The sequence below is a fragment of the Chryseobacterium sp. 3008163 genome (genome assembly GCF_003669035.1).
Taxonomy (GTDB): Bacteria; Bacteroidota; Bacteroidia; order Flavobacteriales; family Weeksellaceae; genus Chryseobacterium.
The window spans coordinates 786,064-800,615 of the sequence record NZ_CP033070.1; the positions used below are offsets into that span (position 1 = coordinate 786,064).

Sequence of the window (14,552 nt, forward strand, 5' to 3'; positions counted from 1 at the left end):
AATATTAATTACAAATTTACAACAATTTACCAATTATGATTTTAAATATTTAACAACACAGGATTAAAATTGCAAAATTTAACTTAAAATTCAAATTCTACAGATATTTTTTTAATCAGAAAGCCGAAAACATTGAGAACTAGTTATCAATTTTGATTTATATAACATTCCATAAAAAATAGCGACCTAAAAGATCGCTATTAATATTAACAAATTAAAAGAAAAAATTATTTCTTAATCGCTTTGATTGTTTGTCTAGAACCATCATTCATATTTAAAATAACCATATACATGCCTGAGTTCAATTCTCTTAATTGAAGAGACGTACTTGGTTTTTCAATAGTTTTTACTACTCTACCAGCAATATCAACAATTGAAATTGATTTAACATTTTTCACATCTGAGATGTTTAAAACATCTGCAAATGGGTTTGGATAAGCTGTAATGTTGTTTTTCGCTTGAGAAACCTCTGAAGTTGATAAACTTGCGTTATAAGCAGAAATTTGGAAAGCACCATCAAAAACAGAAGTATTCCCCCATCTCCAAATACTTACCAACAACACCTCACCTGGTGTTTGCCCTGTTAAGTTTACTAAAGAAAAAGCGCCATCGCCATCATCATCATTACATCCAGATGTTACATTTACTAACGCCCCACAAGCTCCTGAGAATACATTAATAATAGAATCAGAATATGTAGAACCAGCAGCTGCTTTAGTTTCTATTGTAAGACTCCCTGAAGCTGGCACTACCACAGAATACCAAACATTATTAATAGCATTAGTTTGACAAGATTGAGGAACACCGTCCGTAGTTGCACCTACATTAGTTGCCGTAACTGCATTTTGAGCAAAAGTAGCCCCCGGAGTCAGTACAATCGCTCCAGAACAATTATCATTAGCTGGTGGTGGTGGTGGTGTTCCAACACAAATATTAAATGTTGCTGCAGTTGTTACTGTTGAAGTATACGTCCATACTCTTACCTTATATTCTTGACCAATTGTTAACCCTGTAAGATCCATAATATCTGGGTCGCTACACGAAACCTCTACTAAACCTCCACAAGCGCCACTATAAGCAGCCATTGCCATATCTGTAAATCCAGATACATTAGTAAGTGAAATTCTGTGTGCAGTATTAGTCGCCGTAAATTTAAACCAAACATCATCATTTGTACCAGACGCACCACAAGTAGGTGCTGTTTCCGTAGACGCCGTTGCAGCTTGCGTTGCTCCTGGCGTTGTAACACCACATGAATAGTCGGGGTTTACAGTTAATACCACAGCTGCCGAACAGTTATCATTTGCAGGTGGAGCCATTGTGGTAAATGAAATCTCAGAACAACCTATAGCATCTCCTACAGCATTGTAAGGAGTAATGGTTGCATAATACACAGTACTTGCGTTTAGGTTTCCAGTTATGTTATATGTTATTACATTACCTGCATCTACATTATTTACTATATCACTTCCTCCGGTGGTTGTCCCTACCTTTACTTTATATCCAGTAGCTGAAGCTACTGAAGTCCAATTTAAGATACCATCTACATTTACACCAACAGCTCCGTTTGTAGGAGAAGTAAAAGATGTACATGTTGGTACAGCAGTTGGTACAGAATCTACTTTAAAAGTATCAGCATAAATTTCAAATTGATCTGTATCAGTAGCATGAATAGCCACATATACCGTTTGCCCAACATAAGCAGACAGACTAAATGTTTTTTGAGTCCAAGCACTAGGTGCTTTTTGAGTAGCCTGAAGAACAGTTGTAAATGCAGGCTTTGTCTGATTAGTAGTTGACAGCAAAACTTCATAATCCTCAAGAAAAGATGAGGCTCTTGACTTTACATAAAACGAAATTCTATCACTTACTCCAGCAGTTACAACAATAGCTTTCGTAATTAAATAATCGTCATGCGCTGTGGCGTTGTATTCAAGTGTGGCAACATTGGCACCCGATTGTGCAGAACCAGAATCAGGAATATCAAAAAGCCATCCATTAGCTCCTCCATCGTTGATAACCGCCCACCCCGCAGGCATTGTTGTGCCAGAATCAAAATTCTCTGTCCATTGTGAAAATCCCAGAAAAGGAATTAAGAGAAAAAATAATGCTTTTTTCATTTTTTTTATTTTAAATAATTTTACACTAATTTACATTATTTAATTAAAAATAAACAACAAATCATATATAAAATAAATTTTAAACTCAAAAAAAACTTAAAAATGAATAAAATCCTTAAAATAAAAACAAATGATAATGGAAATAAAATATCAAATACAAATCAATTAAATCAAATTAACAATATAAACACAATAATAATTCATTTTTAACAATTACAAACTAAAATCATTTACAGGTATTTATATAAAAAAATAGCGACCAAAATTGGTCGCTATCATAATTTAAAGTTTAAAATTGATTATTTTTTGATCGCTTTGATAGTTTGTCTAGAACCATCATTCATGTATAAAATAACCATATACATACCTGAGTTCAATTCTCTTAATTGAAGAGACGAACTTGGTTTTTCAATAGTTTTCACTACTCTACCAGCAATATCAACAATTGAAATTGATTTTACATTCTTCACATCTGAGACGTTTAAAACATCTGCAAATGGGTTTGGATAGGCTTTGATTTCATTTTTATTCAAATCAACCTCAGATGTAGCCAAACCAGGACATCCTGTTGAATCAACAGTAGCAACAACCTGCTGTCTTGGCGATGAAGCACATACAGTTGTTACATCCCAGCTGTAGAAATAATAGTATGAAGGACTTGCACTAGAAATATAACCCGAAGTAATATTTCCTGCATCTCCTAAAGAATATGGAAAACCTCCTAAAGAACTTTCCCTGATCATATAAGGACCAGAGTTTGCCATTAACCTATATCCGGCACCTGCATTGATATCCCATCCTAAAGCTATTGTATAACTTACAGGTGTTGTAGTTGTTCCACCAGTAGGTAAGTTAGCTGAAGGAATAGTAATAGTCTGAAGTATTGTTCCAGCACTGTTAGTTAAATTCACAACCAGGTTAGTTGTTGCATTTCTCTCTAAGAATATCTTTACTGAATTCAGTTTAAAAGACTTTGCAGCATCAAAAACTAAACCGTAATCAATCGGATCAGTAGCACTTACCGTAGCATACGTTACTCTAGCCTGTCCTGTTAAATTATTAATATAAGATGCATCCGCATAATAAGATGTTGTTGTAGCTATAGCAGGCGTGGTAAAATTTGCACCTGTTCCTAAAGAAGTTCCGCCACTCGTTGCATTGTACCAGTTAATTGTTGCTCCTGCATCCGCTGACGCAGAAAGAGTAGCCGCCGTATTAGGACAAACGGTAGCACCCGTTGTTGATATCATAGCAGGTGGTTGACAAAGTGTCACAAATGAAACAACAGAAGTCCACGCACTTCTATCGGGACCACTACATACTGATCTTACCCAAACATAATATAATGTAGAAGGAATTAACCCACCTATTGAAGCAGTTGTAGTAGATGAAACAACTGAATTTGTCGCATTTAAAGGCGTACTAAATGTAGGTACTGTATTAGATGTACTATAGTACACTTCATAACCATTTGAAGGCGCACTAGTAGGTGCAGTCCAAGTAGCCGTAGCTCCAGATGATGTTACGCTCGAAGCAGTAATTGCCGGAACAGTTGGTACAAAACAAGTAACTACAGTTGTAAAGTTTCTTTCTGTACATCCTAAAGAAGTACTTGTTGCATTATAACCACTGATAGTATAAAAATATTTTATACCATTATTGAGAGGATTTGGAAGTGTATACGTAGTAACATTACCTACATCAAAAGCATTCAAAACATCAGATCCTCCAGTAGTTGTACCGATTGTAAGTTTGTAACCAGTTGCATTTGCGTTTGCAGCCCACGTGAAAGTTGGTGTTACCGACACCCCTGTAGCAGCCGAAGCCGGAGCACTTACCGTAGGACATGCTGTAATTGTAGTAAAGTTTCTTTCTGTACATGATGCAGTAGTAGTTGTCGCATCGTAGCTATTTACAGTATAGAAATATTTTGTTCCAAGCGCCAATGGTGATGAAAGAGTATGTGTAGTAACATTCCCCACATCATAGGCATTAAGAATATTATTACCACCAGTAGTAGTACCTATTGTAAGCTTATACCCTGTAACTCCTGTTACCGCCGCCCAAGTAAAGGTAGGAGTAAGCGAAACACCAGTAGCTGCTGCAGTAGGAGCGCTTACCGTTGCACAACCCGCTGTAGTAAAGTTTCTTTCCGTACAGCTTAAAGAAGAGTTGTAAGAGTTATAAGCATTAATGGTATAAAAATATTTTGTTCCTATCATCAATGGTGTTGGCAATGTATATGTAGTTACATTTCCAAGATCAAAAGCATTTAGTATATTATTACCACCTGCAGTAGTGCCTATGGTAAGTTTATATCCCGTAGCATCTGTTACAGCACCCCATGTAAAAGCAGGAGTAGTAGAAACTCCTGTTGCAGCAGAAGAAGGCGCTGTCACCGAAGGACAATTTAAGTTTTTGGTCGTAAAAGAAAATTCCGTACATCCACTAGCTGTACCGTTTGCATTAGTTGGCAAAACTGTTACATAATAAAGTTTACCGTACATTAAAGGTGTTGCAGTAGGTATCACATAAGTAAGCACATTACCCACATCAAAACTATTGAGTACATCAGTACCTCCAGGAACTGTTCCTAGATTTATTTTATACGATGATGCACCTACAGACGCAGCCCAAGTAACTGTTGGAGTAATAGAAACACCAGTTGCGTTGTTAAGCGGTGCTGTAGTAGTAGTACACGCAGGCGGAGTAGTAGTGACAATAATATTCAAATTATCAACAAAAATATCATCTGAACCATAATCTGCTGTAGCAGACAATCTAAGGATTGCATTAGCAGCAGTAGAGTTGATTACATAAGAAGGCTTCGTCCAAGCAGAATTTGTTGTTAATGACCCAACAGAAGTAAACGTCACTCCACCATCTGTAGAATATAAAACCTCTAATTTATCTGTTCCACTGACATTTCTATAATCAAACGAAAGTACTCTTACACCTGAGCCTCCTGACGAAAGATCTACATAAAGATCCATATTACCTACTTGACCTGCAGTAGCATAATAAGAGTGAAATCTTGCTGTAGGAGCTACTGCAGGAGCAGCAATAGTAGTAGTGGTACCTTCAGTGTTTTCATACCATCCGGATGTACCTGTATAGCCTAAATTAGCCGTTGCAAGGTCATTTTGCCTCCAACTTCCATTTCCTCGTGAAGGCCACGTTCTCCAATATGTTATATTAGGAAGATCTCCTGTCGAGTTTCCGTTTGCCCAGCTTGAAAAGTTTTCAGTAAAAGGTAATGTAGCATATGTAGTAGGAGCCGCAATCCAAGTTCCTGGTGTATAAGTAAATGTAAGACCATTCGCTGGCACTGTAGTACCATTTGTAATCCCTAAAGTACAGCTTGATGAATTAGCAGTACCCGATGTAGTAGCAGTCCAATCTGTTCCTAACCTATTGTTTACATCTCCTCGTCCGTCAGCACCCCTCAAACCAACTTCTCCAGTAGTTGTTGCCGTACCAGAGACACAGTTTCCGTATACAATTTGAACAGAATTATTGGTTATATCCAACTGAATCTGGAAATTCAACAATTGCGTCGCTGAACCACTAGTATTCTTAAGATCGGTAAACTGGACAATAAACTTTCCACTTATTGCTTCATAGGCAATTTCAGAAGTGGTTGTATTAGCATTGATTAAGTTATTAGCAAATCCAGCAACTGCACCTTCGGCAAGATTCGGTACCGCAGAGTTTGTGGACAAACCTGTATATGCAGTTGCTACAGGCGCACTACCAAAGGTTATAAATCCGTTATTACTAATGTAAATAATACTGTAAGATTTGCCATTAAACTTAAATGGAGATGGCAAATTTATTGGTCCTGAAACACCATTAGTGGCCAGCGTCGCGCCAGATTGCCAGACTGTTTTACCAGCAGTTAAAGGCACATAAGCTCCACTTGATTGTGCAAATCCATAACCATTGTTTGTATTTGGATTGGTACTTTGTGGAGGACCTACCTGTGCAAAAACTCCATAACTGAGAGCCAACATGCAGGTGAGTAAAAGTTTTTTCATACTTAGTTAAATTAAAATTAGAGGGTGAAATTACTAAATATTTGCATTGCAAATCAAAAAATATCATAATTTTTTATACAAAAAGTCTTAAAACCATTTAAATAATTAAATAATTATTAAACAATCATTTAATTATTCCCAATTTTAAATATACTTAAACACACAAAACACTTACTTTCAATAATTTAAATCACACACAGATTCAATATTCAAACTGAAAATACTTTTAATTATAATTATTATAAATACAAAAAAAGTGACCAAAAGCCACTTTTCAATATCTAAAACATCAAGTTTTAGTTAAGATAAAACTCATATTTATTCAACAATTGAATTTCTTTAATCAAATCTCCATTCAAATCAACAGAATATCTCATTGATTGTAATTCCATATCTGAATTTTCTTCTGAATTTTTGATTAAAAATTTGAATTTTTGATTTCCTTTATTTTGGTCGAGAACATTTCTGAAAAACTCTAAATCTTCTCTCCTGAAATCCATAACATCCATGACCAGCGAAATACTTTTTGCAAACTTTTCAAACGCTTCCTGAAGTTCGATTACATCAACTACATTGACGAAAACACGCCCGTCTTTTACCTGAGCAAATTTTATTTTTAATATAACAAAACGTTGCACTTCCAATTTCTCTTTCAACCTCATATAATCACGATCTCCTAATCTGAAAGAATACGAACCCGAATAATCTTCCAAAGTTAAAAACGCCACTTTTTCACCACTTTTAAAACCATCTTTCACTACATATTCCGTTATCAAACCAGCAACAGTATATTCTTTTCCGCTACCGCCATTTTCTCTTTCTTTCTGAAGGGTTTTCCAGTCTTTCTTTTTTTCTTCAAACAATTCTGCAGGTTTATTAGCAAAAGCCTGTTCTTTATAAGCATCAACCTCATCGAGGTTTAAAAATCCAAAGTTCCCTTTTGGCTCTGCTTTTTTTGTAACTTCTTCTATGATTTCTTCTTCACCGGCAACAATATCATCTGAAATAATTTCTGTAATATCTACTGCTTCATCTTTATCGTCTGCTTCCAAAATCGGAACAACTTCATCGATTACTACTTTTACCTCATCTTCTTTTTCCAAAACCGCTTTTTTAGAAAGCTTACCCTGCATAAACTGATAATGATATTTAAATTCATCGAGCGGATGCGCAGAAAGATAGAACCCAATAATTTCTTTTTCTTTATTTAATTTGTGCATGTTTGGCCATTCCGGACAAGGCAATAATTTGGGTTGCTCAATTTGAACTTCTTCAGCAAAATCAGCAAAAAGAGAATTTTCCATCTCATTTTTACTTTCCTGAAAACTCTGTCCGTATCTGATTAATCGCTCAAGATTTGTTCTTCCCGCCATATCAATATCAAAATACTGACCTCTGTGATACATATTAAACTCATCAAAAGCTCCAGCCAAAACCAAACTTTCTGCTACTCTTTTATTCATTTGAGACGGTAAGATTCTTTCAAAAAAATCATAAATATTTTTAAATCTTCCGTTTGTTCTTTCTTTCGTAATCCCTTCACTCGGTCCTTCTCCGATTCCTTTTATTGCCCCCAATCCAAAGCGGATCTGCCCTTTTTCATTTACCGAAAATTTATAGTGAGATTCATTCACATCCGGTCCCAAAACATCAACGCCAATACTTTTACAATCTTCCATGAACATGGTAATCGATTCTGTATTGTTAATGTTGTTGCTCATTACACTCGCCATATATTCTGCGGGATAATTTGCCTTTAAGTATGCCGTTTGATAAGCAATCAGAGCATAACAGGTTGAGTGTGATTTATTGAAGGCATATTCTGCAAAGGCTTTCCAGTCATTCCATATTTTTTCTAAAGGTCCTTCATCAAGATTATTTTTTCTACCGCCTTCGATGAATTTCGGGTACATTTTATTCAGAACTTCAATCTGCTTTTTACCCATCGCTTTCCTCAAAGTATCAGCTTCACCTTTTGTGAAATTGGCTAATTTTTGAGACAAAAGCATTACCTGCTCCTGATAAACTGTAATTCCGTAGGTTTCTTTTAAATATTCTTCCGTTTCCGGTAAGTCATAAATAATTTCTTCAATTCCGTGCTTTCTATTGATAAAATTTGGAATATACTTGATGGGGCCAGGACGATACAATGCGTTCATGGCAATCAAATCGGCAAAAACAGTTGGCTTCAGTTCACGCATATACTTTTGCATTCCCGGACTTTCATATTGGAAAATCCCTACTGTTCTACCCTCCTTAAACAACTGATAAGTTTTAGCATCATCCAGCGGAATCTCATCAGGATTAATATCAATATTATGCCTTTGCTTTACCAGTTTTAATGCATCTTTAATAATTGTCAGTGTTCTCAGACCCAAAAAGTCCATTTTCAGAAGCCCTGCGCTTTCCGCCACCGAGTTGTCAAACTGAGAAACCAAAATATCGGCATCTTTTGCCGCAATCGTTACCGGAACCAGATTACTCACATCTTCTGGCGTAATAATCACTCCACAAGCATGAATTCCGGTGTTTCTGATACAACCTTCCATCTTTTTGGCACTTGCCAAAACATTGTGACGGTTATCATCAGGTGTATTAAGAACATACTTCATCTCGTCGACAAGCTGCTGATCTTCTGGTTTTAGCTTATCATATTTAGATAAAGCTTTCGCAATATTCATCCCCGGACTTGGAGGAATCAATTTCGCAATATTATTGGTATCAGGAATTGGAAGATCTAAAACTCTTCCAGCATCTTTAATAGCCGATTTTCCACCCAAAACCGAATACGTGATAATTTGCGCAACCTGATTTTTCCCATATTTCTCAACTACCCACTTGATAATTTTATCACGACCTTCATCGTCAAAATCAATATCAATATCGGGCATTGAAATCCTTTCCGGATTCAGGAATCTCTCAAATAGCAAATCATATTTAATAGGATCAACATTGGTAATTCCTGTGCAGTAAGCAACTACAGAACCTGCTGCAGAACCACGACCGGGGCCAACCCAAACCCCCATATTTCGGGCTTCATTACAAAAATCCTGAACAATCAAGAAGTACCCCGGATAACCGGTGTTGGCAACTACTTCAAGCTCGAAATCAAGACGCTCTTTGATTTCATCTGTAATTCCGGTTTCAACATATCTTTTTTTTGCGCCTTCGTAAGTTAAATGCGTTAAATACGCCATCTCGCCCCGTTTACCTCCATCAACTTCATCCTCTTCATGTAGAAATTCCTCAGGAATGTCAAATTTTGGCAAGAGAACATCTCTTTTTAAAGTATAAGGACTAAATTTTGCCGTAAACTCTTCGTAGGCATCAAACGCATCAGGATAATTCAGAAAAGTTTCCTTGATTTCGTGAGCATTTTTAATGTAATATTCTCCTCCAGCTAAGCCTCTTCTCTTCCCAAAGCCCTTACCAACGGGCGTTGTCAGTTTTTCACCATCTTTTATACAGCTTACAATATCCTGAATATTAGAATCGTCTTTATTGGTATAATAGGTTTGATTTTGTGCTAAAATTTTAACGTTATATTTATCTGCAAAATGTAAGAGAACATCATTCAAATGCTCCTCTTCAGGAAGTTTATGATTTTGAATCTGAACATAAAAATCATCTTCAAAAGTTTCTTTCCACCATTTGAAAAGCTCTTCTCCTTTTTGCTCACCAGTATTTAAAATCGCATCTGGAATATCTCCGTTGATTCCTGAAGTAAGAGCGATTAATCCTTCTTTATATTCAGCAATCAATTCACGGCTGATCCTCGGAACTCCGAAATAAAATCCTTTAAGAAAACCTATACTTGAAAGTTTTGCCAAATTTTTATATCCGTTAAAATCTTTTGCCAGCAAAACAACCTGCGTTCTTCTATCGGGATCATCTTTGGTAAATTGTTTTTGCTCATAACGGTCTGAAATATAAAATTCACAACCTACGACAGGAATTAAAGACTCAGAAACCGGTTCCATTTCGTTAAATTCAGTTCCGTTTTCTTCCGCTTCCTGTTTTTTAGCTAAATATTCTTTATGTTTTTTGAACGGTCAGAATTGGTAGACTCAACAGCAGAAACAAATTTGAAAGCTCCCATCATATTCCCCAAATCCACCATTCCAACTGCAGGAAATTGATCTTCTGTAGCCTTGTTGATTAAATCATTAATGCTCGAAGTCGCCGTTAATGTTGAAAAAACACTTTTATTATCGAAATTGAAATATCTTCCTAATTCAATATCATCAATACTGCCGACATCGGATTGCTTTTTCTTATTATTAAAATCTGCAACCTGCCTTCTGATTATAATTCCAAAAGGTTTTATCGGATCTGGATGCAACGTTTTGAAATATGCCAACTGATCTTCCGATGTCTTCAAAACTTCTGCAGGAATAATTCCGATACGCATCATTTCGAAGAAAACCTGAGCCGTGGCATTTACGTCGGCTGCTGCATTATGCGCTTCATCGAATTTGTGCCCATACAATTTTTCATACAATTCTTCCAATTTTGGAGACTTGTATCTTCCTCCTCTTCCACCGCCAAGCTGACAATAATCTGTTCCCAGAATCATCGTGTCCGCTTTCGGTTTTTCCTGAAGATTGTCTTGAATATTTTTTCTGAAAATTCTGCTCCAACGATGTTGTAATCGAATTCCACATTATGTCCGGAAACTACTCTGACTTTTTCTAAAACTTTGGCAAATTCCTTTAAAATCTCTTCAAGATCACGACCTTCTTCATTGGCAATTTTAGTTGTAATTCCGTGAATTCTTGCGGCGTTAAATGGTATATCATAACCTTCCGGTTTAATTATATAATCTTGATTTTCAAGCAAATTACCATCATCATCATGCAATTGCCAGGCAATCTGAACCATTCTTGGCCAATTGTCTGAATCTGAAAGCGGTGCGTTGAAATTTTTCGGTAAACCTGTGGTTTCTGTGTCAAAAACTAAATACATGTATTTTTTCTAACTTTTTAATGAGAAAATAGTCAGTAAAGTTACTGCATTTTTTTGTTTTTTAATGAGTTTTTGGAAATTGATATTAACTATAAACTGAATCATTTTTCCTGAAATAATGTTTAAAACTTTGTTATTATAAATATTTAATTAACTAACATTCAAATAATTGATTCAACTACCTATCAATTGTTAGGCTTTTATTTTTTGAAATCCAAATTATGTTTATCTTTGCTTTCTATGGAAAATACACTTCACGAAAAAGTTTCTCAGGATATTTTACTTAAGGCTTATAATCATATGATGCTTGCAAAAGCAATGGCCGACATCTATGAGGAAAACAGAAATGTTTGCAAATATGTACATAGTACTTCTAGAGGTCACGAAGCAATTCAATTGGCAACGGCTTATCAGTTAAAAAAAGAAGACTGGGTTTCTCCATATTACAGAGATGAAAGTATTTTGTTGGGAATTGGTTTTGAGCCTTATCAATTGATGCTTCAATTGTTGGCTAAAGCTGATGATCCTTTTTCTGGTGGAAGATCGTATTATTCTCACCCTTCGAGCAGAAACGAAAATATGCCGAAGATCATTCACCAAAGTTCCGCGACCGGAATGCAGACTATTCCTACGACTGGTGTTGCACAAGGAATCAAATATATTCAGGATTTTAATTTAGAACAATTTGAAAATAATCCTGTCGTAATCTGCAGTTTGGGAGATAATTCTGTTACGGAAGGTGAAGTAAGTGAAGCATTTCAGTTTGCTGCTTTACACCAACTTCCTATTATTTTTCTCGTTCAGGACAACGAATGGGGAATTTCTGTAACCAAAGAAGAAGCGAGAACTTGTGACGCTTATGACTTCGTAGCCGGGTTTGAAGGTTTAGGAAGAATGAGAGTTGACGGAACCGATTTCGTTGAAAGTTTTGACGTAATGAAAAAAGCTGTTGATTTTGTGAGAACCGAAAGAAAGCCTTTGGTTGTTTGCGCAAAAACAGTGTTAATCGGTCATCATACTTCGGGAGTGAGAAGAGAATTCTATAGAGATGAAGATGATTTAACCAAGCACAGAGCAAAAGATCCGGGAGAAATCCTTAGAAATCAATTGCTGGAGTCTGGTAGCGATGAAGAATTATTAAAGCAAATCACAAAAAAGGCAAGATTAGAAGCTGAAGAAGCATTTGAAAGAGCTCAAAAAGCTGAAGACCCGAAACCTGAAACTGTGATGCAGCATATTTTCGCACCGACTCCGATCACCGAAGAAGTGGGAACACGTGAACCTGAAGGTGGAGAAAAAATCGTAATGGTTGATGCAGCAATTCACGCCATCCAGGAAATTATGTGGAAACATCCTGAAGCTTTATTGTACGGACAGGACGTGGGTGAAAGAATCGGTGGAGTTTTCCGTGAGACGGTGACTTTGGGTAAAAAATTCGGAAGCAAAAGAGTTTTCAACACCGCTATTCAGGAAGCTTATATCATCGGTTCAACAACGGGAATGAGTGCAGTTGGTTTAAAACCAATCGTTGAGGTTCAGTTTGCCGATTATATTTATCCTGGAATCAATCAGCTGATTACGGAGATTTCAAAATCAAATTATTTAAGCAACGGCAAGTTTCCTGTAAGCAATATCATCAGAGTTCCGATTGGAGCTTACGGCGGCGGCGGACCTTATCACAGCGGAAGTGTGGAAAGCATTTTAGCGAATATTAAAGGGATAAAAATCGCTTATCCAAGTAACGCAGCTGATTTTAAAGGTTTATTGAAAGCGGCTTATTACGACCCGAATCCGGTTGTGATGCTGGAGCATAAAGGTTTGTATTGGAGCAAAGTTCCGGGAACTGAAGATGCAAAAACCATCGAACCTGCAGAAGATTACATCTTACCTTTCGGAAAAGGAAAAGTAGTTATTGAAGCTGACGAAAACGAAGTTAAAAAAGGAAACACTGTTGTCGTTATCACTTACGGAATGGGAGTTTACTGGGCAAAAGAAGCCGTGAAAAATTTTGGAGGTAAAGTGGAAGTAATCGATTTGAGAACCATTATTCCTTTGGATGAAGAATTGGTTTTTGAACGAGTAAAAGCACACGGAAAATGTATCGTTCTGACAGAAGAACAATTGAATAATTCTTTTGCAGAAGCTTTTGCACACCGTATTTCTAAAAACTGCTTTAAATATCTTGATGCTCCGGTTGAAACGATGGGATCGCTTGATACTCCGGCAGTTCCGATTAATTTAATTTTAGAAAAGGAAATGCTTCCCAACGCTGAAAAGCTCTCGAAAAAAATCGACGAAATGTTGAAATATTAAAAATTAAAACCTCTAAATTATTTTTAGAGGTTTTTTTGTACAGTTTTTGTTAACTTGGTTCTACAAATGTTTATATACAAATGATCACAACCAAATACGTCAACTATAAAAAGGTTCTCAACTTATCCGGATTCCATTTACTCATCATTTCTTTTTGGTGCTCGCTTATCGCTGTACTTTTTCATGTTTTTCACTGGGACTGGATGATTATTCCATGGGTTCCGGTAGCTCTGATTGGCACAGCAGAAGCTTTTTTGGTAGGTTTTAAAAATAACCAGGCTTATGAAAGATTATGGGAAGCAAGAAAAATCTGGGGTGGCATCGTTAATGCGAGCCGCTCATTTGCCGCGATGGTTTATGCTTTCGAAATAGATAATAATGAGGTAGGAAAATTTGATCTTGAAGAACGCAGAAAAAAAATTGTTTATCGTCATATTGCCTGGTTATATGCATTCCGCGAACAAATCTTGGTGCCTGTAGAATGGGAACATATAAAATTTGAAGAAGATAAATTAAAAAACACAGATAAAAAGAGACATAGAATCATCAGAGCTGGATTTCCGGATTATGGAAGAACACCTATATTCCTCAAAAAATATCTATCTGAAGAAGAATGCGAGCTGCAGTCTTCGTACAACAATTTTGCAACTTTTCTTGTTTCACAGCAGGCGAAAGATGTGAATGAATTAAAAAACATGAAGGCAATTTCTGATTTTAACCAAATGCAACTACAGGATTGTCTTACAGAATTTTACACACTACAGGGGCAGGCAGAAAGAATTAAAAAATTTCCGCTTCCCAGACAGTTTGCAAGTACAGCTTTTGTCTTCAATATTATCTTTATTATGTTGCTTCCTTTAGGTTTAGTGAGCGAATTTTCTAAACTCGGCGATTGGGGAATATGGGTATCGGTTCCTTTCTGCATTATAATTGGCTGGATTTATATCATTATGGAATTGGTAGGAGACTACTCCGAAAACCCTTTTGAAGGATTAATGTTTGATATTCCAATGTTATCAATATGCAGAAGCATAGAGATCGACCTTCTTCAAATGATTGGCGAACATGAAGACCTTCCGGAACCGATTGCTTCTAAGAATGGGGTTTTAGTTTAAAT

At 36.3% G+C, this 14,552-nt stretch carries 4 protein-coding genes and 1 pseudogene; 2 read left to right on the top strand and 3 right to left on the bottom strand.

Annotation, left to right across the window (positions count from 1 at the left end; genetic code table 11):
- Positions 1-227: 227 nt before the first annotated feature.
- The 3 genes and pseudogenes from EAG08_RS03435 to dnaE form a co-directional block, all read right to left on the bottom strand.
- Positions 228-2,120, bottom strand: a complete 1,893-nt coding sequence (locus EAG08_RS03435; RefSeq protein WP_129534233.1) for a T9SS-dependent choice-of-anchor J family protein — start codon at positions 2,118-2,120, stop codon at positions 228-230.
- Positions 2,121-2,419: 299 nt separating this feature from the next.
- Entirely contained in the window at positions 2,420-6,157 is a 3,738-nt protein-coding gene (locus tag EAG08_RS03440) for a fibronectin type III domain-containing protein (protein ID WP_129534234.1), read from the bottom strand.
- A gap of 296 nt (positions 6,158-6,453) precedes the next feature.
- Positions 6,454-11,122: pseudogene (dnaE, locus tag EAG08_RS03445) on the bottom strand (DNA polymerase III subunit alpha).
- Positions 11,123-11,362: 240 nt separating this feature from the next.
- Here dnaE and EAG08_RS03450 point away from each other — a divergent pair.
- Positions 11,363-13,435 (top strand): thiamine pyrophosphate-dependent enzyme, encoded by a 2,073-nt coding sequence (locus EAG08_RS03450; RefSeq protein WP_129534235.1) that lies wholly within the window; start codon positions 11,363-11,365, stop codon positions 13,433-13,435.
- Positions 13,436-13,515: 80 nt separating this feature from the next.
- Positions 13,516-14,550: a bestrophin family protein gene (locus tag EAG08_RS03455; RefSeq protein WP_129534236.1), complete on the top strand. Its 1,035-nt coding sequence runs from the start codon at positions 13,516-13,518 to the stop codon at positions 14,548-14,550.
- Positions 14,551-14,552 lie beyond the last annotated feature (2 nt).